This is a genomic window from Neobacillus sp. SM06 (genome assembly GCF_050496765.1).
Taxonomy (GTDB): domain Bacteria; phylum Bacillota; class Bacilli; order Bacillales; family Cytobacillaceae; genus JAEVLT01.
Genome location: NZ_JBNWEO010000013.1, coordinates 145,596 through 167,695, shown reverse-complemented (window position 1 = coordinate 167,695; position 22,100 = coordinate 145,596). Strand labels below are relative to the sequence as shown.

The following is a 22,100-nucleotide window of genomic DNA, read 5'->3' as shown; positions in this document are numbered from 1 at the left end:
GAAAAGAGATGTGTGAAATCATTAGCCAAAAGGAAATTGCCCGTGATATATACGAATTAACCGTCAAAGGCGAGCTCGTCCAAGGTATCGCAGCGCCCGGTCAGTTTGTTCATATTAAGGTGAGCAACGGGATTGATCCGCTTTTAAGGCGGCCGATCAGCATTTCGTCTTATGATGCAACCAAGTTGGAGCTTACGATGATTTATCGCAAAGAAGGCCGTGGTACTTCTTTGCTTGCAGCAAAGAAACCCGGTATGAAAATCGATGTTCTTGGACCGCTCGGCAATGGTTTTCCTGTCAAAGAAACTAGGCAAGGTGAAACAGCCTTGCTTGTCGGCGGAGGAATCGGTGTTCCCCCTTTGTTTGAGCTGTCCCGGCAGCTATCGGCAAAAGGAGTCAATGTCATCCATGTACTCGGTTTTCAAACGGTTTCAGCAGTTTTTTACGAAGAACAATTTTCGCGATATGGGGATGTGTATGTTGCGACCGTTGATGGAACCTATGGAATGAAAGGTTTTGTCACTGATGTCATCCAAAAGCATCAATTGAAATTCGATGTAGTGTATGCTTGTGGCCCTGTTGCCATGTTAAAGGCGTTGGAGAAACATTATCCTGATAAAAAGGTTTTCCTTTCATTGGAAGAACGAATGGGCTGCGGGATCGGGGCCTGCTTTGCTTGTGTTTGTAAAAAAGGAAATGACCCACAAGGAACGGGCTATCGAAAAGTTTGCAGCGATGGACCTGTTTTTCGCGCCGGGGAGGTTTTGATATGAGCCGATTGAATATAGAGCTGCCCGGATTAAATTTAAAAAACCCCGTTATGCCGGCCTCAGGTTGTTTTGGCTTCGGAAAAGAATTTAGCGAATTCTATGACTTAAGCATTCTTGGCGCGATCATGATTAAAGCGACCACACCAGAACCGCGTTTTGGAAATCCAACCCCTCGGGTTGCCGAAACCTCAGCAGGCATGCTAAATGCGATTGGCTTGCAAAACCCGGGCCTCGAAAAAGTTCTTTCGGATGAGCTCCCAAGGCTTGCGCAGTATGATGTGCCGATTATCGCAAATGTAGCCGGTTCGGTTGAGGAAGATTATGTGAAAGTAGCAAGGGAAATATCAACCGCGGCGAATGTTCATGCGCTTGAATTAAATATTTCTTGCCCGAATGTGAAAAAAGGTGGGATGGCTTTTGGAACGGTTCCTGAGGTGGCAAAACAACTGACGAAAAAAGTAAAAGATGTTTCCGAAGTACCTGTTTATGTAAAACTTTCACCGAATGTCTCGAATATTGTCGAGATGGCAAAGGCTGTTGAAGCAGGTGGAGCAGACGGGCTGACAATGATCAATACGCTTGTTGGCATGCGGCTTGACCTCAAAACCGGCAAGCCGATCTTAGCGAATCGGACAGGCGGCCTTTCGGGGCCAGCGATAAAGCCAGTCGCAATCCGGATGGTTTATGAAGTGAGCCAGGCTGTAAACCTGCCGATTATTGGCATGGGCGGCATTGAATCGGCTGCTGACGTTATGGAGTATTTTTATGCCGGAGCCAGCGCAGTTGCCGTCGGAACAGCCAATTTCGTTGATCCGTATGTTTGTCCGACAATCATTGAAGAGCTCCCGGAATTGCTCGATCAATTAGGCTATGAACACATCAATGAATGCATCGGAAGGAGCTGGAAGCAGAATGGACCACTCACTTATTATCGCGCTTGATTTTGCGGATCGAAAGGAAGTCCAAAAATTTCTAAAACTGTTTGGAAATGAGCAGCTTTTTCTTAAAGTTGGAATGGAGCTTTTTTATAAGGAAGGCCCCGCGATGATTGCCGCGCTAAAGGATGCGGGGCACCGCATTTTCCTTGATTTAAAACTGCATGATATTCCGAATACCGTAAGAAATGCGATGAGAAACCTTGCCCAGCTTGAATGCGATCTTGTCAATGTACATGCTGCCGGCGGAAAAGAAATGATGGCTGCGGCACTTGAAGGGTTGGCTGCGGGGACTGCAGGCGGCCGTAAACGACCACGATGCATCGCCGTCACCCAGTTAACAAGCACATCGGAACAGCAAATGCAGCATGAACAGCTTGTTTCGGTATCCTTAAAGGATTCCGTGCTGCACTATGCCGCTCTGGCAAATCAGGCCGGTTTGGATGGCGTTGTTTGTTCTGCTTGGGAAGCTGAAGCGATTCGGGCTCAGATTGGTAGCCGGTTTTATACCGTCACACCGGGCATTCGGCTCGGGACAGATGAGGTACAAGATCAGAAACGGGTTGCAACACCGCAGTTTGCCCGAAATGCGGGCGTAAGTGCGATCGTCGTGGGCCGCTCGATCACGAGAGCAATAGATCCGCTTGAGAGCTATACGAAATGGATGAAAATGTGGAGAGGGGAACTAGAATGAAAAAAACGATTGCTGAAAAACTGTTAGAAATCAATGCTGTTGCCTTAAGACCAAACGAACCGTTTACATGGACATCCGGCCTGCGCTCGCCGATTTATTGCGACAATCGGTTAACGTTATCCTATCCTGCCGTTAGAAGGCTGATTGCTGCCGGCTTAAAGGATTTAATCGTTGAGCATTTTCCGCAGGTCGAGGTTGTTGCCGGAACAGCTACTGCGGGAATCCCGCATGCTGCATGGGTAAGCGATCTTCTTGATTTGCCGATGGTATATGTCCGTTCAAAAGCGAAAGGGCATGGCAAAGGTAATCAAATTGAAGGGAAAATTGACAGCGGCCAAAAAGTGGTTGTAGTGGAGGACTTAATTTCTACAGGCGGAAGTGTGATCACAGCGGTTGAAGCCTTAAGGGAAGCGGGCTGTGAAGTGCTTGGTGCCGTATCGATTTTTACATATGGACTTGCAAAAGGCAACGAACTGCTTAATCAGGCTGGTATTCGTACAGCATCCCTCACCGATTTTCCTGCACTGGTTGAAAAGGCAATAGCAATGGGCTATATCACAGAGGAAGACCGATCCAGCCTCCAGGATTGGAGCACCGACCCGGGCAGTTGGAGCAAAAAATGGGAAAACGAAAAATGAAAGAAAAAATGGCTCCTTAAGGTGAACGTTCCTTATGGAGCCATTGTGGCCTTATGCCATATTTCTTAATGTCAAAACCATTTCTTCATCGGGTGTGACATAGATGGTTTGCTGGTTTTCGTAAATGACAAATCCGGGTTTTGCGCCGCTTGGTTTTTTAACAAAGCGCACTTTTGTATAATCGACAGGCACAGAGCTTGAGTTTCGCGCTTTGCTGTAATAAGCCGCAAGAATGGCTGCTTCTCTGAGCGTCTTTTCATCAGGCTCTTTACTGCGAATGACGACATGGGATCCGGGAATATCCTTCGTATGCAGCCAAATTTCGTCGCGGGCAGCAAGCTTATTTGTTAAATAATCATTTTGCTTGTTGTTTTTGCCCACGATGATTTCCGTACCGCTCGTTGAAAGAAAACGATCGAGAACCGGTTTGTGATTCTGGCCTTTTTTTCCGCTTCGATTTTTCCGTTCACGGATATACTTGCCTTCAACCAACTCTTCACGGATTTCTTCAAGATCTTTCGGCGATGCGGATTCAACTTGCTGGAGCAAATTGTCGAAATACGCCGCTTCTTCTTTGGCAAGGGCAATTTGTTCTTCAACAACGGACAAGGCGTTTTTTGCTTTTTGGTATTTTAAAAAATACTTTTGCGCATTTTCCGATGGCGTTTTCCTTGGGTCGAGCGGGATGACAACCGTTCCGCCGTGTTCATCGTAATAATCGACAACTTCGATTTCTTTCATCCCTTTTTGAACCGCATAAAGGTGGGCTGTTAAAAGTTCGCCAAATCGCTGATATTTATCAGCTTTCTCTGCTTCTTTCAACGTTTTTTCTAGCTTGATGATTTTTTTCTCGTTTTTTTCTTTTTCGTTTATAATAAACCGTTCCAAATCATGCCCCTGCTGCTTTACGCGGTCGCGTTCGGCTTTGCCAAAATAATAGCGGTCAAGCATTTCGCTTAAGGCAGGATATGTTTTGCTCTCCCCTTTTAAATGGGCGAGCGGGAAAAGATAAAACGCTTCTTTCCCGCTATATTCAATGATGGCAGGTGAGATTTCCATTTTTTTTATTTTGTCAACTAATTGGATAAACGACTTCGGTACGGTCGTTCGATTAGCCAACCCGCTTGTAAAAATTACTTCTTTTGCAAAAAGCGGCGAGACCCCTGCAAACGTATCGACAATCTGTTTGTCAAGTTTGCCGGCGTTAAAATCGAGCCATTTTAACACATCTTCTTCGCTAGCGGTAAAAGGATCTTGCTTATGCTGCTCCGGCGGAAATACATATGGCTGTCCCGGCAAAATTGCCCTGTGGCTGTTAAGGGCAAAGGAGATATGCTTGATGCTGTCTAGTATGATGCCACGCGTTTTATCAACAAGGACGATATTGCTGTGGCGCCCCATCACCTCAACAATCAGCTGTTTATAACTAAGATCGCCGATTTCGTTGCGGCCTTTAATTTCAAAAATAATGATTCGGTCGGTCCCTACCTGGTAAACATCCTCCAGCAAATATCCCTCTAAATGTTTCCTTAAAAGCATGCAAAACATGGGTGGTTCGTTCGGATTCTCATATGTTTCGCCAGTCAGCTGCACCCTTGCATAGCTTGGATGAGCCGAAAGCAGTAATTTATGATTTTTACCGTTGGCGCGAATAACGAAAATGATTTCGTTTTTATACGGCTGATGAACTTTGTTGATCCGGCCGCCTTTTAACACACTGGCCAGTTCAAAAACCATTGACCTCGTAAATAAACCATCAAATGACATGAATAACATCCTTTACTCTTCATAATGATTGGAAATCGTTTCCTCTTGGCTTACGAAAATAAAGCCCTCACTTTAAACTGATTCCATTTTTTAATCATAACAAAACGAAAGCTTCTAACATAGAAAACGGCTGTTTAAGCACTTCTCTGCTTATCTCAATCTAATATAGCATTTTTTTGGACGAGGCTGAATAAGCTTTCTTAGAGAATCTGTTGTTGAATTTAAAGGGGGAAGTGAAATGACCGGATGAAATATCATGAAATGGACCTAAATGAGGTTGAACAATCGCTCTCAACTAATTTTTCGTCTGGATTGACTGCCGATGAAGCGAAAAACCGAATCAAGCAGCATGGATACAATGAACTGGATGAAGGGGAAAAGCAATCAGCTTTGCTCTTATTTTTTAGTCAATTCAAAGATTTTATGGTTCTGGTTCTTCTTGCTGCCACATTAATCTCCGGCTTACTTGGGGAGTACATTGATGCGATTGCTATCATTGCCATCGTCATTTCGAATGGCTTCCTTGGTTTTTTTCAAGAAAGGAAAGCAGAAAAATCGCTTCAGGCTTTAAAGGAATTGTCTGCCCCTCAAGTTTCTGTTTTACGGGATGAGCAATGGATCAGAATTCCATCTAAAGAAGTCACGATCGGCGATATGCTGAAGTTTTCAAGCGGAGATCGGATCGGCGCAGATGTGCGCATTATCGAGGCGAAAAGTTTGGAGATCGAGGAGTCGGCTCTTACTGGAGAATCGGTGCCTGCAGCAAAGCATTCGGATCCGCTTTCTGCGAGTAATCCGGGAATTGGCGATATGGAAAACACCGCCTTTATGGGGACGATGGTAACAAGGGGAAGCGGGATCGGGGTCGTTGTTGCGACAGGAATGGACACGGCGATGGGGCAGATTGCCAACTTGCTGCAAAATGCCGAATCTGCCCAAACACCGTTGCAGCGCCGTCTCGAACAGCTAGGGAAAATTTTGATTGTTGCAGCCCTTTTGCTTACCGTTCTTGTCGTCGCCATTGGCGTATTTCAAGGGCAAGAGCTTTACACCATGTTTTTAGCAGGGGTTTCGCTTGCGGTTGCTGCTATCCCGGAAGGATTGCCAGCAATTGTAACCGTTGCATTGTCGCTCGGCGTTCAAAAAATGATCAAAAAAAATGCGATTGTCCGCAAACTGCCTGCCGTTGAAACGCTTGGCTGCGCTTCGGTTATTTGCTCGGATAAAACCGGGACAATGACGCAAAACAAAATGACTGTAACTCATTTATGGAGCGGCGGAAAAACGTGGACGGTTGACGGTGTCGGCTATGAGCCGGAAGGTCAATTTTACACGGAAGATGAGCCGATTCAAGTCAGGAATGAAAAAGCGCTGCAGCAAATGCTTATTTTTGGAATGATATGCAACCACTCTGAACTCAAATTTAATGAGGATGAAATCATTCTTGACGGTGATCCGACTGAAGGCGCGTTACTTGTGAGCGCGATGAAAGCAGGCTATGATCGACCGGCGTTATTGGAAGAGTTTACGATTTTAAATGAATTTCCGTTTGATTCAGCAAGGAAAATGATGAGCATGCATGTGAAAGACTCAAAAGGCCGGCATTTTATTGTGACCAAAGGTGCACCCGATGTTCTTTTGGGGGCATGTGAATCAATTCTCTGGGACGACCGCAGCCAATATTTCGGCAAGGAGCTGCAGACGAAGGTTCAAAATGCCATCAACGAACTTGCTTCTAAAGCACTCAGAACCATTGCGATCGCATTCAAGCCAGTTTCGCCAAATACGGTTATTTTAAGCGAAAAAGAGGCGGAACAAAATTTGACCTTTATCGGTATTCAAGGGATGATCGATCCGCCGAGGCCGGAGGTGAAGGCTGCTGTAAAAGAATGCAAGGAAGCGGGAATCAAAACAGTGATGATTACTGGCGACCATGTGATTACGGCAAAGGCAATCGCCAGTCAGCTGGGAATTTTAACAAGCAAAAGCATGGTGTTGGATGGTAAAGCATTGTCAGAGATGAGTGTGGATGAGCTTGAGGAAGTTGTTGACAATGTGTCGGTTTTTGCCCGGGTTTCACCAGAGCATAAACTAAAAATTGTTAAAGCGCTGCAAAATAAAGGGCATATCGTGGCGATGACAGGCGATGGCGTAAACGATGCTCCTGCAATTAAAGCAGCGGATATTGGTGTGGCAATGGGGATTACTGGCACCGATGTGGCCAAAGAGGCTTCTGCACTTGTTCTGCTGGACGACAATTTTGCCACGATTAAAGCCGCAATCAAAGAAGGGCGAAATATCTATGAAAACATTCGTAAATTTATTCGTTATTTGCTTGCATCCAATGTAGGCGAAATTTTAGTGATGCTATTTGCGATGATTCTTGGGCTTCCCCTGCCGCTTGTTCCGATTCAAATTCTGTGGGTGAACCTTGTAACAGACGGTCTGCCGGCGATGGCACTAGGGGTAGATCGCCCAGAGGAAAATGTAATGAAACGCAACCCGCGCAGTCCTAAGGAAGGCGTCTTTGCCAGAGGACTCGGCTGGAAGGTAGTGTCGCGGGGCATATTGATCGGCATTGTAACCTTAATGTCGTTTATGATTGTATATAAAAATGACCCAGCAAGACTGCAATATGCACAGACAGTTGCTTTTGCTGCGCTTGTTATGGCCCAATTGATTCATGTGTTTGACTGCCGCAGCGAAAAATCGGTACTGTCGAGAAATCCATTCGGAAATCTGTTTCTTGTTTGGTCCGTTATTTCATCGCTTGCGCTTATGCTTGTGGTGATCTATTTTCCACCGCTTCAGCCGATTTTTCATACGCTGCCGATTGCGCCAAGAGACTGGCTGCTGATCATTGGTTTATCCGCAATCCCAACTTTTTTACTTGCAGGGACATTTTTGGCAAGAAAAACAAAATAAACTATGTTATAATCCAAAAGGTAGTAGAGAAGACTCTATTACCTTTTTGTTTTTTCTTACATAGAAGATTTTTTTCATTGAAGATTGGATGTGCATGAGATGGTTATCAGTATGACAGGCTTTGGAAGAAGCAAGGCAGAATCTGGGCCTTTCTCTGTAAATGTTGAAATGAAAACGGTCAATCACCGCTTTTGCGAATTTAATTTCCGAATGCCCCGCCAGCTTATTAAAATAGAAGATAAAATGAAAAAAAAGCTAAACCAGCAGATCCGCCGCGGCCGTGTCGAAGTGTATGTTACGCTTGAAGGCGAAGGAACCGTTACCCGTAAGGTTCTGGCTGATTGGCAGTTAATCGATGAGTTTTACCAGTTTGTCCTTGAAGCAAAAAATAAATATGGGATCGAAGGACAAATCACCTTAAAGGAATTGCTGAGCCGAGAAGAACTTGTCCATATCGAAGAAAGTGAAGCAGAAAATGAAGAATTGGAAAATCTTGTCCTAAAGGCGGTTGAACAGGCCGCCAGCCAGCTCAAACAAATGAGAATTGCGGAAGGAACTGCGATGAAAAAAGATTTGGAATCGAATCTAGGCCAAATCCTTACTGTAGTCAGTCAGTTAAAAGAATCTGCTCCGCTCGTTGTTGAAGCGTATCAGGAGCGGTTAACGAAAAGGATGCAGGAGCTTCTTCAGGGGCAAGTGGATGAAGGGCGAATTTTAACGGAAGTCGCGGTATTTGCCGATAAAGCGGACATCAATGAAGAAGTGACAAGGCTGAACAGCCATATACAACAATTTTTCCAAACGCTTGACGTGAATGAACCGATCGGTCGGAAACTTGATTTTCTTGTACAGGAAATGAACCGGGAAGCAAACACCATTGGATCGAAAGCAAATGATGCTCTCATTGCAAAAAAAGTCGTGGAATTGAAAAGTTTGCTTGAGAAATTGAAAGAACAGATTCAAAATATAGAGTAGTGCCTGTTTAGAAACGGTTTGACACGGTCAAAATATGTTATTGATGATTGGAGGAGCATCATGTCAATTAAATTGATCAATATCGGCTATGGGAATATTGTTTCTGCCAATCGTATTATTTCCATTGTCAGTCCTGAATCTGCTCCGATTAAAAGGATCATCCAAGATGCTCGTGACCGGGGAGTATTAATTGACGCTACATATGGCAGGCGAACGCGTGCGGTCATTGTAATGGATAGTGACCATGTCATTCTCTCTGCGGTACAGCCGGAAACCGTTGCCGGCAGGCTTTCGGGCCGTGATGAAATTTTTGATGAAGGGTAGGATTTAACATGCAGGAAAAAGGACTGCTGATCGTCCTTTCCGGGCCGTCTGGCGTTGGGAAAGGTACAGTTCGTAAAGCAATTTTTTCACAGCCGGATACGGCGTTTGAATATTCTATTTCGATGACAACAAGAGCGCCCAGGGAAGGAGAAGTTCACGGAGTTGATTATTTTTTCAAATCGCGTGAGGAGTTTGAAGAATTAATTCAGCATGGGAAACTGCTTGAACATGCTGAGTATGTTGGTAATTACTACGGCACACCGATTGATTATGTCAAAGAAACCCTTGATTCCGGGAAAGATGTTTTTTTGGAAATTGAAGTGAAAGGTGCCCGGCAGGTTCGTTCGAAGTTTCCGGAAGGTTTGTTTATTTTCCTGGCACCACCAAGCCTATCCGAATTAAAAAACCGGATTGTAACGCGCGGCACAGAAACGGATGATCTGATTCATAACCGGATGCTGACAGCCAGGGAAGAAATTGAAATGATGAGCCTGTACGATTATGTGGTTGTCAATGATCAAGTGGAGCTTGCCTGCGAAAAAATTAAGGCGATTGTGACGGCCGAGCATTGTCGCAGGGAACGCGTCCAGCATCGTTATTTAAAATTATTGGAGGTTGAATAAATTGTTATATCCATCGATTGATTCATTGCTTGAAAGAATTGACTCAAAATATTCGCTTGTTTCGGTTGCCGCAAAACGCGCGCGCTCGATGCAGCAAACAAAAGACGAACGGCTGCCAAAGTATGTTTCCCACAAATGTGTCGGTAAAGCACTTGAAGAAATTTTCAAAGGCGAGCTCACCTACAACGTTGCGAAAAAACAGGAAGCCGGAGAGTAAGGATGTTAATGTGAAAGGTCTGACATTAGTGTCGGCCTTTTTTCTTCGCCTAAAAATAGTTAAGATGTAGGATGAAAAACGTGAAATTTTGTCGATTTTCAGAGATAATGAAAAGAAAGACCGTTTATCGATCAGAAGGACGGGGGACTGAAAGTGATAGCAAATAAAAAAATTTTATTAGGTGTTACCGGAGGAATTGCCGCCTATAAAGCCGCCGCGCTGACAAGCAAACTCGTTCAAGCGGGGGCAGAAGTAAAAGTCATTCTAAGCGAATCCGCTGTCAAATTTGTTGCACCGCTAACGTTTCAAGCTCTATCCCGCAATGATGTCTATGTCGATACGTTTGAGGAAAAAAATCCGCATGTCATTGCACATATTGATTTGGCAGATTGGCCTGATTTGGTAATCATTGCACCAGCAACAGCCAATACGATCGCAAAGCTTGCACATGGCTTGGCGGACAATATGTTGACAGCGACCATTTTGGCAACGAACGCCCCGATCTGGATTGCACCGGCGATGAATGTACATATGTATGACCATCCTGGCGTGAAGAAAAACCTTGCCGTTTTAGCGGAGTACGGCTACCGTTTTATTGAACCAAACGAAGGATTTCTTGCTTGCGGTTATATTGGCAAAGGCCGTCTTGAAGAACCGGAAAAAATCGTAACCTTGGTAGACCAATTTTTTCTAAAAGACGCAAAACCGCTATTCGGGAAGAAAATGGTGATTACAGCCGGGCCGACAAGAGAAAAAATTGATCCTGTCCGGTATATCTCCAACCATTCCACCGGAAAAATGGGCTATGCAATCGCCGAAGCGGCAAGGGATGCTGGCGCAGAGGTTGTGTTAATATCGGGTCCTGTTCAGCTTCAGCCGCCGGCCGGGGTCGAGCTAATTAACGTTGAATCCGCAGACGAGATGTACAGGGCTGTGTTTTCTGTTTTTGATTCAGCTGATGCGGTGATTAAGACAGCCGCCGTTGCCGATTATCGACCAAAGTTTGCCGCTGACAATAAATTGAAAAAACAAGCTGGCAAACGCGTGATCGAGCTTGAGCGAACAAAGGATATCCTATTTGAGCTTGGGCAGCGAAAAGACAAACAGCTTTTGATAGGCTTTGCAGCAGAGACGGAGAATGTCGCCGAATATGCCAAAAAGAAATTACACTCGAAAAATGCGGACATGATCGTGGCCAACAATGTTAAAACCGCGGGCGCAGGCTTTGGAACAGATACAAATATTGTTACATTTTATAAACGAAACGGAACAGAACAAAGCTTGCCGCTCATGACGAAGCGTCAAGTCGCTGAAACATTAATCGAGGAATTGGTCATGCTTTTAAAGGATAATAGACAATGAAAGTTGCAAGTGTGATCGTTGATGTACCCGCAAAACAAACGGATAAACCGTTTGATTATCTTATCCCAGATAAATGGAAAGAGATCATTAAACCTGGAGTAAGGGTGATTGTACCGTTTGGACCGAGAAAACTTCAAGGGTTTGTCGTTCAGATAAAAGCCGAATCAGAGTTTCAAAAACTACGAGAAATTGCTGAACCGATGGATTTGATGCCGGTATTGAACAAGGAATTGTTAGTACTTGGGGATTGGCTGACCGAACATACGCTTAGTTTTCAAATTTTGGCTTTTCAGGCAATGCTTCCGGCTGCGCTAAAGGCGAAATATGAAAAAGTAATCAGACTAGCTGCAGGTGTTTCTCCAGAAATGCTAGCAGATCCATTGCCATCTTTTTTTCGAAAAAATGGAAAGGTGGCATGGGAGGATGCATTAAAATCGAACCTTGCTGCCATGCTTCAAGTGGAAGTGACAAAAGCGCATCTTGAAGTTGTTTACGAGGTAAAAGAACGAGTAAAAAAGAAACAGCAAAAATATATTTATCCCTTGCTTCAAAAAAGCGAATTGGAAGCGATGGTAGCACAAATTCCTGCAAGGGCAGAAAAACAGCGGCAACTGTTAAACTTTTTTCTCGAACACCCACAGCCAATTGAGCCAAAAACTTTATATGCTCTTGCTGGGGTTTCCTCCTCAACTGTCAATGTGTTGATGAAAAAAAACATTCTTGGAGAGATCGAGCGGGAGGTTTATCGCGATCCATTCGCTGATCGGGAATTTAAAAGAACAAGCCCACTGCCGTTAACGCCAGATCAAAAAAAAGCGATGGCTCCGATTCTAGCTTCGATTGAAGAACAAAGGCATGAAGTATTTTTATTGTACGGTGTCACAGGAAGCGGTAAAACGGAGGTTTATTTGCAATCGATTCAGGCAGTGATAGAAAAAGGAAAAGAGGCAATTGTGCTCGTACCTGAAATTGCGCTAACGCCGCAAATGGTCACCCGATTCAAAGGCCGGTTTGGGGATAAAGTAGCTGTGCTGCACAGCGGTTTGTCTGCCGGTGAAAAATATGACGAATGGCGGAAGATTCAACGGAAAGAAGTAAAAGTGGCTGTAGGAGCGCGTTCTGCCATCTTTGCTCCATTTGAAAATCTCGGCATTATTATCATTGATGAAGAGCATGAGACAAGCTACAAACAAGAAGAAATGCCGCGCTACCATGCAAGGGATGTTGCGATTAAACGCGGCAACACGTACAATTGTCCAGTTGTTTTGGGAAGTGCGACCCCTGCGCTCGAATCGTTCGCGCGCGCCCAAAAAGGGGTTTATCATCTGCTGCCGCTGCCCAACCGGATGAATAATAAGGAGTTTCCGCCTGTTCAAATTGTGGATATGCGCGAAGAGCTGCGAGCAGGGAACCGCTCGATTTTTTCAAACGTATTGATGGAAAAGTTAAAAGAAAGACTTGAAAAAAAAGAGCAAACAGTTTTGTTTTTAAACAAGCGCGGTCATTCTTCGTTTGTGATGTGCAGGGATTGCGGCTATGTTGTGAATTGTCCAAACTGCGATATTTCATTAACGTATCATAGTAAAAGCGAACAAATGAAATGCCATTACTGCGGTTTTGAAGGCTGGGTGCCTGCGAATTGCCCTGAATGCGCAAGCGAACATATTCGCTATTTTGGTACGGGCACGCAAAAGGTAGAGGCAGAACTGGGCAAAGTTTTACCAGAAGCACGGGTCATTCGAATGGATGTTGATACAACTGGCCGGAAAGGTGCGCATGAACGCTTGCTTTCCGAGTTTCAGGAAGGAAAGGCAGATATCCTTCTTGGAACGCAAATGATCGCCAAAGGTCTCGATTTTCCGAATATCACCCTTGTTGGTGTTCTTTCCGCCGATACGATGCTTCACTTGCCGGATTTTCGCTCATCTGAAAAAACGTTCCAGCTGTTGACCCAGGTAAGCGGCAGAGCCGGACGGCACGAGTTGCCTGGTGAAGTGATTATCCAAACGTATACACCTGAGCATTACAGTGTGCAGCTGGCCGGGAAACAGGATTATGATTTATTTTATCAGCAGGAAATGCAAATGCGTAAACTTCATAAATATCCGCCCTTTTATTATATTTCATTGATTACGGTCAGCCATGAGCAATTGATGACCGCTGTGTCAGTTACGGAAAAAATAACGAATTTTATTCGCTCCAGACTGTCAGACCAAACCATTATTCTCGGCCCGGTTGCGTCGTCAATTTCACGGATCAATAATAGATATCGCTATCAATGTTTGATAAAATACAAACGGGAACCAGATCTGTCAAGAACGTTAAAACAGGTACTGGATGTCTATCAAAAAAATCCAATTCACGGATTGCAAGTTTCCGTTGATGTCAATCCGTTTATTTTACTGTAAGGCTGATTTAGAAAAAATAAAGTTGCTTGTTAAGATATGAACCATTTTTGGCGACAATAAAATCAATCATTTTATAATCATACATCATTGCCATTTGGCAAAGAATGCGTACTGGAGGAACGTTTTTTGGCGATACGAAAAATTGTTACTTATCCTGCTGAAATTCTAGAGCAGCCATGCAGGGAAGTAACGAAGTTTGATCGAAAACTTGGAAAACTATTGGATGATATGTACGACACGATGATTCAACATGATGGTGTTGGCTTGGCTGCACCGCAAATCGGTCTGGATCTTCAAATCGCAATTGTCGATATTGATGATGAAACTGGAACGATCGAAATGATCAATCCCAGAGTCCTTGAAACTTCCGGCAGTCAAACTGGACCAGAAGGCTGTTTAAGTTTTCCGGGAATATACGGAGAAGTGACTAGACCGAATAATGTAAAGATTGAAGCTTTCGACCGCCGCGGCCGGAAATATCAGTTGGAAGCGGAAGAATTCCTTGCAAGGGCGATTCAGCATGAAATCGATCACGTGAATGGAATTCTTTTTACAAGCCTTGTAACAAGGTATCTAACGGAAGAAGAGCTGGAAGGGCAGGACGTGGAACAATGACAAAAATCGTTTTTATGGGCACACCAGATTTTTCAGTCCCGATACTAAGGCAGTTACTTCAAGACGGCTATGAAGTCATTGCCGTTGTCACTCAGCCGGATCGACCGGTCGGCAGAAAAAAAACGATGACGCCGCCGCCGGTAAAAGTGGAAGCTGTTAACCAGGGGATTCCTGTCTATCAGCCGGAGAAAATTCGCCAACCCGAAGAACTGGAAAAGATCCTAGCACTAAAACCGGATTTAATCGTTACGGCAGCCTTTGGGCAAATCTTGCCTAAAGCGCTTCTGGAGGCGCCAACGTACGGATGCATAAATGTTCACGCCTCCCTGCTGCCTGAGTTGCGCGGCGGCGCGCCGATTCATTATGCCTTGATTCAGGGGAAAGAAAAAACGGGTATTACCATTATGTACATGGCGGAAAAGCTGGATGCCGGCGATATTTTAACCCAAATCGAGGTTCCAATAGCCGAGGAAGACAATGTGGGCAGTTTGCATGACAAATTAAGTGCTGCCGGGGCGGAACTGCTCTCTGAAACCTTGCCGAAGCTGCTTGCCGGAACGATTGAACCCATTGCGCAAGATGATACAAAAGCGACGTTTGCGGCAAATATAAAACGAGAGCAGGAGCGGATCGACTGGAGCAATACCGGTGAGCAAATTTATAATCATGTCCGCGGTTTGAACCCATGGCCCATTGCGTTCACGACTCTAAATGGCCAAGTGATCAAAATTTGGAGTGTGGAAAAAGTAGCAAATACACCAACAGATACACCAGGAACCATTATAAAAATTGCGAGCGATGGTTTTGTTGTGGGAGCAGGCAATGAAACAGCAATTAAAATTAAAGAACTTCAGCCAGCCGGGAAAAAGAAAATGACTGCTGAGGAATTTTTAAGAGGAACGGGCTCGAAACTTGCACCCGGAATGGCAGTTGGAGATCAGCATGCGTAAACAGGCCAAAAACGTCCGGGAAACAGCGCTAGAATTGCTTGAAGCAATTGAAAAAAATCAATCATACAGCAATTTGCTCCTCCATCACGCGATTGAAAAGAACCATTTGCCGGCAAAAGACATCGGTCTTTTGACAGAATTAACCTATGGAACCTTGCAGCGGAAGATGACATTGGACTACTATTTGCAGCCGTTTTTAAAAAAAGGGAAAAAAATCGAGAACTGGGTTCTTCAATTGTTGCGGCTTGCTGTCTATCAAATGGTCTATCTTGACAAAATACCGGATCGGGCCGCCATTTTTGAAGCGGTTGAAATCGCTAAAAAGCGCGGCCATAAAGGGATTGCCGCAATGGTGAACGGCGTTTTGCGGAGCATGCAGCGACAAGGGCTTCCTTCTGTTGAGAAAGTGGCTGATCCGCTTGTCCGCCTTTCACTTGAGACAAGCCATCCCGAATGGCTGATCCGCAGATGGGCAGAACAATTTGGCTTTGAAAAGACAAAAGAAATGGCGGAAGTCAATCTAACGGCACCAACACAAACGGCAAGGGTCAACACAGCGAAAACGACGAGGCAAGAATGCCTTGACCGCTTGGAAGCTGAGGGTTACATCGTCGAGAAAAGCCCGATCATTCCTGTTGCCATCCGCTCATTGAAAGGAAACCTCGCTGCATCGGCAGTTTTTAAAGAAGGATTGATTACCATTCAAGATGAAAGTTCCATGCTCGTTGCCTACGCTCTCGGCGCCGAGGAAAATGAAACGATTCTGGATGCGTGTGCTGCTCCTGGAGGGAAAAGCACTCATATTGCCGAAAAAATGCAAAATACAGGAAAGGTTGTCGCCCTTGATCTTCACGAACACAAGGTAAAGTTAATTAACGACAATGCCAGCAGACTTGGATTGATAAATATTCAACCGTTGACAATGGACAGCAAAAAGGGATCGGAACAGTTTGAGCGGGAATCCTTTGACCGCATTTTGCTTGATGCCCCGTGTTCAGGTTTAGGGGTTATGAGAAGAAAGCCGGACATGAAATATACAAAAAAAGAGAATGATCTATTCCAATTAAGCAAGATTCAAATAGAACTTTTGACAGCAGTTGCGCCATTGCTGAAAAAAGGCGGCGTTCTCGTATACAGCACATGCACGGTTGATCAACAAGAAAACGAGAACGTTGTCGCCTCTTTTTTAAAGGAGAACCCGGAATTTGCAGGTGATTTGCAATTTAAAAATCGGATGCCTGAGGCGATTCAACCGCTGATTCATGGCTTTGACCTGCAAATTTTCCCGCAGGATTTCAGTTCGGACGGATTTTATATCGCATGTTTACGAAAGAAGGTGTAACGAAAGTTGGAACCAATACAGACAACTGAGATCAATACAGAAACAGAAATAAAAAAACGATCAATTTATTCACTTAAAGCCGAAGAATTAAAGGAGTGGCTGAGTGAAAACGGCGAAAAACAGTTTCGCGCCGAACAACTATATGATTGGCTTTATAAAAAAAGAGTCTCCTCCTTTGATGAAATGAGCAATTTATCAAAACACTTGCGCGAGCTGCTTCATCGTGATTTTGAGATTACAACCTTAAAAACCATTATTAAACAGCAATCAGCCGATGGCACGATCAAATTTTTATTTGAACTGCATGACGGTTATTCGATTGAGACGGTTTTAATGCGTCACAATTACGGCAATTCTGTATGTGTAACCACTCAAGTTGGCTGCCGAATCGGCTGTACTTTTTGCGCCTCAACCCTAGGAGGATTAAAGCGGCATCTTGAAGCAGGTGAAATTGTTGCTCAAGTTGTTAATGTTCAGCAGGCGCTCGATGAAACCGATGAGCGTGTAAGCTCAGTGGTGATTATGGGAATCGGCGAGCCATTTGATAATTATGACAACATGCTATCCTTCTTAAAAATTATCAATGACGAGAAGGGCTTAAATATTGGGGCGCGTCATATTACAGTATCGACAAGCGGGATTATCCCGAAAATTTACCAATTTGCCGATGAAAATTTGCAAATCAATTTTGCCATTTCCCTCCATGCGCCAAATACAGAATTGCGTTCAAAACTCATGCCGATCAATAAAGCATATAAACTGGATGACTTAATGAAAGCAGTGCGGTATTATATCGATAAGACGGGACGAAGAATCAGCTTTGAGTACGGATTGTTTGGCGGTGTGAACGATCAGATTGAACACGCCGAGGAACTATCCCGTTTATTGAAGGGAATCAAATGCCATGTGAATCTGATCCCTGTCAACTACGTTCCTGAACGGAATTACGTAAGAACGCCAAGAAATCAAATATTTGCTTTTGAAAAAGCATTAAGAAAAAATGGTGTAAATGTAACCATTCGCCGGGAGCACGGTCATGATATCGACGCAGCATGCGGACAGCTTCGTGCAAAGGAGCGGAAGGAAGAAACGAGGTAACGAAAATGAATGCTGTTTTTTTGACAGATCAAGGAAAAGTTCGGCAGCACAATGAAGATTCCGGTGGTATATTTCAAAACCTTGACGGGCACCGCCTTGCCATCGTGGCTGATGGGATGGGCGGTCACCGTGCAGGTGATGTAGCCAGCGGTATGACGTTAAATGAATTGAAGTACCGGTGGGAAGTAGCAAAGGGCATTACAACCGCAGAAACTGCGGAAGCATGGTTGAAAGAAGAAATCCTTAAGGTGAATGAGCTGATTTTTGCCCACGCAAAAAACAATTCCGAATGCGATGGGATGGGAACCACCATTGTTGCTGCCATTGCGACGGAAAATTTTGCTACCGTGGCTAACATTGGGGACAGCCGCTGTTATTTATTGAATGAGTCGGGATTCAATCAAGTTACAGAAGACCATTCTCTTGTCAATGAGCTGGTACGGCATGGCCAAATCACGAAAGAGGATGCCGAGCATCATCCAAGAAAAAATGTCCTGCTTAGGGCGCTAGGCACAGAAGAAAAAGTGCAAATGGATATAAAAACGATCATGTTTGAAGAGGGTGATTGTTTATTGCTCTGTTCGGATGGATTGTCCAATAAAGTAAGCGAGCAAGAAATGATGGACATCCTATCAAGCGAGAATTCGCTTGAACAAAAAGCGCATACGCTTGTTTCCCTTGCCAATGAATATGGCGGTGAAGATAATATAACCTTGGCAATTGTAGCGTTTTCCGGTGACATTAAAGGTGATAAGCAATGATGATTGGAAGACGAATAAGCGGAAGGTATAAAATTTTAGATTTGATTGGCGGCGGCGGGATGGCCAATGTCTATTTGGCGCACGACATGATTCTTGACCGAAATGTTGCCGTTAAAATGCTCAGGCTTGATTTAACGAATGATGAAGAATTTATCCGCCGCTTTCGCAGGGAAGCACAGTCGGCCACAAGTTTGAACCATCCCAATATTGTCAATATTTACGATGTCGGCGAAGAGGACGATCTTTATTATATTGTCATGGAGCATGTAGATGGCCAAACATTGAAACAATACATACTGCAAAACTCTCCAGTGGGAGTGGAAAAAACGATCAATATTATGAGACAGCTGACTTCAGCGATCTCACATGCCCATCAAAATCACATTGTCCATCGTGACATTAAACCGCATAATATTTTAGTTGATGCAAACGGAACGGTGAAAATCACCGATTTTGGGATTGCCATGGCATTAAGTGCAACAAGTATAACCCAAACAAACTCCGTGCTCGGGTCGGTTCATTATTTGTCGCCAGAACAAGCTCGCGGCGGGATGGCCAACAAAAAGTCAGACATTTATTCATTGGGAATTGTCATGTTTGAGTTGTTGACAGGAAGGCTTCCATTTTCAGGTGAATCGGCGGTATCGATTGCTTTAAAACATCTGCAATCGGAAACGCCATCTGTCAGAAGGTGGAATCCTGCAATTCCGCAGAGTGTTGAAAATATTGTCTTAAAAGCAACAGCCAAGGATCCATTTCATCGCTACAATAGCGTGGATGAAATGGATGAAGACTTGCGGACAGCATTGGATCCGGAGCGATTGGATGAACCGAAATTTCAAATTCCGGTCGACGATGAAGCAACAAAAGCTATTCCTGTCATTACAAATGACCGGCCTTTGAAAAATCTGGATGAAACGATTGTCCATCATTCAGATAAGCAAGAACAAGAAAAGGGAAAAAAGGCAAAGAAAAAACGGAAAAAATGGCCGATTGTCCTTGTTTCGATTTTTGCTATTTTGGCACTTCTTGGGATTCTTACGGTAACGGTATTGCCAAGCATGCTCACACCGAAAGATGTGAAAATACCTGATGTAAGCGGAAAAAATTTCGATGATGCCGTTGCCCTGCTTGCGTCTAAAGGTTTTAAAATTGGGCAAACGAATAACATCACCGATGAAACCATTCCAAAAGGAAAAGTGATTCGGACAGACCCTAATGCGGGGGTGACGGCAAAAGAAGGATCTTCCATTGATATTTACACGAGCGCAGGCAAAGAGAAAATCGAACTTTCCGATTACAGAGGGCGCCAATACGATGATGTTTTCAAAATGTTGGAATCCCAAAAATATAAAGATATTAAAAAAACAGAGGTTTATAGTGACAGTGATCCGGGGACGATTACAGAACAAAATCCTCCTGCCGGAAAAAAGATTGTACCTGAATACACCGTTTTGGAATTTAAAGTAAGCAAGGGGCCGCCGAAAATTGCTTTAAAGGACTTAACAGAATATAGCTTAAAAGGTGTGCAGGATTACGCCAGTGCTTCGGGATTGTCGATTGATACGTCAAAGCAAGATTACAGTGATACGGTTCCAGAGGGAATGGTGATCTCGCAATCCCCTGCCCCAGGGACAGAGCTTCAAAAAGGGGATAAAGTAACGGTGACCATTTCAAAAGGAAAAGCACCAACCCCGCCGCAGAAAGTTGTGAAAGAATTAACGATTCCATACGATGCCCAGGCGGCACAAGGAAAGCCACAGGAGGTACAAATCTTTATCGAAGATATGAACCACAATTTGACTGAACCGACGGAAACAATTTACATTACCGAAACGATTAAAAAGACAATTGAGCTCCAGGTTCAAGATGGTGCAGAGGCTGGATACAGGGTTATGCGCGACGGCAAAGTGATTATCGATGAGACCGTTAACCCTGCAAATCCAAATCCTTAAGGTTGATGGTTGTTTCGGATTTGGAAAAACAATGAACCGAGGTGGCAGCGTTGGACTGCCCTTTCGGTATTCTTGAGGGGAGTGTGGTTATGCCCGAAGGGAAAATTATTAAAGCACTTAGCGGTTTTTACTATGTGTTTGACCGTGGAAAAGTGTACCAATGCCGCGGCAGAGGTGTATTTCGCAAGCAAAAGATCAGCCCGCTTGTCGGAGACAATGTTATTTTTCAAGCAGAAAATGAACAGGAAGGCTATATCCTCGAAATCAAGGAGAGAAAAAATGAATTACTCAGACCGCCAGTCGCCAATATTGATCAGGCGATCTTAATTTCTTCTGCGGTTGAGCCTGATTTCAGTACAGTACTGTTGGACCGTTTTTTAGTTCTTGTCGAATTTAATCACATCCAGCCGGTCATCTGCCTAACCAAAATGGATTTGCTTTCGGCAGAAGCAGAGGGAGTCATTAAGGCATATGCGAATCAATACGAAGCGATTGGCTATGAGGTTGTGCTTACTTCATCAGAAAAAGGGATGGGCATCGATCGTCTGCTGCCTTACTTGGATGGAAAAATATCGGTTTTTGCCGGGCAGTCGGGCGTCGGGAAGTCTTCGCTGCTAAATGCATTAAAGCCTGATCTAGCTTTGAAAACAAGTGATATTTCTACCCATCTTGGCCGAGGCAAACACACCACCAGACATGTCGAACTACTACCGGTCGGAAATGGCTTGGTGGCTGATACTCCTGGTTTTAGCAGTTTAGAATTGCTTGATATTGAAGCAGAACAGTTAAGTGCTTGCTTTCCCGAATTGCAAAAGGCAAGTGAACAGTGCAAATTTCGCGGCTGCCTCCATTTGAAAGAGCCGAAATGCGCAGTCAAAGCTGGGGTACAGACAGGTGATATCCAGCCTTACCGCTATGACCATTATCTTGATTTTTTAAGGGAAATTAAAGAGAGAAAGCCGAGGTACTAAAGTATGGTAAAAATTGCACCTTCTATCCTTTCAGCCGATTTTGCAAAATTAGGTGAGGAAATTGCAGACGTTGAAAAAGGGGGAGCGGATTTCATTCATGTTGACGTCATGGATGGTCATTTCGTCCCGAATATTACGATTGGCCCATTGGTCGTCGAAGCCATTCGCCCGATTACGAAGCTTCCGCTCGATGTTCACCTGATGATTGAAAACCCTGATCACTATATTGAAGCATTTGCCAAAGCGGGTGCTGATTATATTACCGTTCACGTGGAAGCCTGCCGGCATTTGCATCGAACCATTCACTATATCCGGTCTTTCGGTGTTAAGGCCGGAGTGGTACTAAACCCGGCGACGCCGGTTGATTCGCTTCAGCATGTCATCAGAGATGTGGATATGGTGTTGGTAATGTCCGTCAATCCAGGCTTTGGCGGTCAGAAGTTTATTCCAGAAATATTGACGAAAATTTACCAAGTAAAAGAAATGGCAAAAGAAAAGAATCCAGCACTTGAAATCGAGGTGGATGGCGGAGTAAATGCTATGACAGCAAAGCTCTGTGTTGAAGCGGGGGCAACCGTGCTCGTCGCTGGATCAGCGATATACAACGAAAAAGACCGCGCCGGGGCAATAGCTGCAATAAGGGGATAAGGTGAAACTTCAATCAATGGAGGAGTTTTTCCATCCCCCCTGATTGTTAGTTGAATCAATCGGACTTTTACAGGCAGTTATCCCCAACCTTGCTTCTTTGATTGCTTTACTCCTCGAGGTGG

At 44.4% G+C, this 22,100-nt stretch carries 20 protein-coding genes; 19 read left to right on the top strand and 1 reads right to left on the bottom strand.

Features of this window, described 5'->3' with window-relative positions:
• Nucleotides 1-8: 8 nt before the first annotated feature.
• The 4 genes from ACQYAD_RS05900 to pyrE are packed head-to-tail and all read left to right on the top strand — an operon-like array spanning nt 9 to nt 3,037.
• Complete coding sequence (locus ACQYAD_RS05900) at nt 9-773, top strand: dihydroorotate dehydrogenase electron transfer subunit (protein WP_430237209.1); 765 nt, start codon at nt 9-11, stop codon at nt 771-773.
• Nucleotides 770-1,711, top strand: coding sequence for a dihydroorotate dehydrogenase (locus ACQYAD_RS05895; RefSeq protein WP_430236323.1), 942 nt, complete (start codon nt 770-772; stop codon nt 1,709-1,711). The genes ACQYAD_RS05900 and ACQYAD_RS05895 overlap by 4 nt, the downstream gene beginning before the upstream one ends.
• Nucleotides 1,683-2,399, top strand: a complete 717-nt coding sequence (gene pyrF / locus ACQYAD_RS05890; RefSeq protein WP_430236322.1) for an orotidine-5'-phosphate decarboxylase — start codon at nt 1,683-1,685, stop codon at nt 2,397-2,399. The genes ACQYAD_RS05895 and pyrF overlap by 29 nt, the downstream gene beginning before the upstream one ends.
• Nucleotides 2,396-3,037 (top strand): orotate phosphoribosyltransferase, encoded by a 642-nt coding sequence (gene pyrE / locus ACQYAD_RS05885; RefSeq protein WP_430236321.1) that lies wholly within the window; start codon nt 2,396-2,398, stop codon nt 3,035-3,037. The genes pyrF and pyrE overlap by 4 nt, the downstream gene beginning before the upstream one ends.
• A 51-nt stretch (nt 3,038-3,088) precedes the next feature.
• Here pyrE and ACQYAD_RS05880 read toward each other — a convergent pair whose 3' ends face one another.
• Entirely contained in the window at nt 3,089-4,804 is a 1,716-nt protein-coding gene (locus ACQYAD_RS05880) for an Rqc2 family fibronectin-binding protein (RefSeq protein WP_430236319.1), read from the bottom strand.
• A 246-nt stretch (nt 4,805-5,050) separates the two neighbouring features.
• Between ACQYAD_RS05880 and ACQYAD_RS05875 the strand changes: the two genes are divergently transcribed.
• From ACQYAD_RS05875 to rpe, 15 genes are all read left to right on the top strand, one after another.
• Nucleotides 5,051-7,729, top strand: coding sequence for a cation-translocating P-type ATPase (locus ACQYAD_RS05875; protein WP_430236318.1), 2,679 nt, complete (start codon nt 5,051-5,053; stop codon nt 7,727-7,729).
• A 99-nt stretch (nt 7,730-7,828) separates the two neighbouring features.
• Nucleotides 7,829-8,704: a YicC/YloC family endoribonuclease gene (locus ACQYAD_RS05870; RefSeq protein WP_430236317.1), complete on the top strand. Its 876-nt coding sequence runs from the start codon at nt 7,829-7,831 to the stop codon at nt 8,702-8,704.
• Between the two features lie 60 nt (nt 8,705-8,764).
• Nucleotides 8,765-9,028, top strand: a complete 264-nt coding sequence (gene remA, locus ACQYAD_RS05865) for an extracellular matrix/biofilm regulator RemA (protein WP_430236315.1) — start codon at nt 8,765-8,767, stop codon at nt 9,026-9,028.
• A gap of 8 nt (nt 9,029-9,036) precedes the next feature.
• A complete protein-coding gene (gene gmk / locus ACQYAD_RS05860) occupies nt 9,037-9,651 on the top strand; it encodes a guanylate kinase (protein ID WP_430236313.1) in 615 nt (204 codons plus the stop codon).
• A gap of 1 nt (nt 9,652) precedes the next feature.
• Nucleotides 9,653-9,868 carry a DNA-directed RNA polymerase subunit omega gene (gene rpoZ, locus ACQYAD_RS05855; protein ID WP_430237206.1) on the top strand — a complete coding sequence of 72 codons (216 nt, stop codon included), beginning with the start codon at nt 9,653-9,655 and terminating at the stop codon, nt 9,866-9,868.
• A 153-nt stretch (nt 9,869-10,021) separates the two neighbouring features.
• Complete coding sequence (gene coaBC, locus ACQYAD_RS05850) at nt 10,022-11,230, top strand: bifunctional phosphopantothenoylcysteine decarboxylase/phosphopantothenate--cysteine ligase CoaBC (RefSeq protein WP_430236312.1); 1,209 nt, start codon at nt 10,022-10,024, stop codon at nt 11,228-11,230.
• Nucleotides 11,227-13,638 (top strand): primosomal protein N', encoded by a 2,412-nt coding sequence (gene priA, locus ACQYAD_RS05845; RefSeq protein WP_430236310.1) that lies wholly within the window; start codon nt 11,227-11,229, stop codon nt 13,636-13,638. Before coaBC ends, priA begins: the two co-directional genes overlap by 4 nt.
• Nucleotides 13,639-13,764: 126 nt before the next feature.
• Nucleotides 13,765-14,253, top strand: a complete 489-nt coding sequence (gene def, locus ACQYAD_RS05840; protein WP_430236309.1) for a peptide deformylase — start codon at nt 13,765-13,767, stop codon at nt 14,251-14,253.
• Complete coding sequence (gene fmt, locus ACQYAD_RS05835) at nt 14,250-15,203, top strand: methionyl-tRNA formyltransferase (protein ID WP_430236307.1); 954 nt, start codon at nt 14,250-14,252, stop codon at nt 15,201-15,203. Before def ends, fmt begins: the two co-directional genes overlap by 4 nt.
• Nucleotides 15,196-16,545, top strand: a complete 1,350-nt coding sequence (rsmB, locus tag ACQYAD_RS05830; RefSeq protein WP_430236306.1) for a 16S rRNA (cytosine(967)-C(5))-methyltransferase RsmB — start codon at nt 15,196-15,198, stop codon at nt 16,543-16,545. Before fmt ends, rsmB begins: the two co-directional genes overlap by 8 nt.
• A 6-nt stretch (nt 16,546-16,551) precedes the next feature.
• Nucleotides 16,552-17,643 (top strand): 23S rRNA (adenine(2503)-C(2))-methyltransferase RlmN, encoded by a 1,092-nt coding sequence (gene rlmN, locus ACQYAD_RS05825; protein WP_430236305.1) that lies wholly within the window; start codon nt 16,552-16,554, stop codon nt 17,641-17,643.
• Nucleotides 17,644-17,648: 5 nt separating this feature from the next.
• Nucleotides 17,649-18,404 (top strand): Stp1/IreP family PP2C-type Ser/Thr phosphatase, encoded by a 756-nt coding sequence (locus tag ACQYAD_RS05820; RefSeq protein ID WP_430236303.1) that lies wholly within the window; start codon nt 17,649-17,651, stop codon nt 18,402-18,404.
• Entirely contained in the window at nt 18,401-20,359 is a 1,959-nt protein-coding gene (pknB, locus tag ACQYAD_RS05815; RefSeq protein WP_430236301.1) for a Stk1 family PASTA domain-containing Ser/Thr kinase, read from the top strand. Before ACQYAD_RS05820 ends, pknB begins: the two co-directional genes overlap by 4 nt.
• A gap of 89 nt (nt 20,360-20,448) precedes the next feature.
• Nucleotides 20,449-21,330 (top strand): ribosome small subunit-dependent GTPase A, encoded by an 882-nt coding sequence (gene rsgA / locus ACQYAD_RS05810; protein WP_430236299.1) that lies wholly within the window; start codon nt 20,449-20,451, stop codon nt 21,328-21,330.
• Between the two features lie 3 nt (nt 21,331-21,333).
• On the top strand, nt 21,334-21,978 hold the full coding sequence (rpe, locus tag ACQYAD_RS05805; RefSeq protein WP_430236298.1) for a ribulose-phosphate 3-epimerase: 645 nt from the start codon (nt 21,334-21,336) through the stop codon (nt 21,976-21,978).
• Nucleotides 21,979-22,100 lie beyond the last annotated feature (122 nt).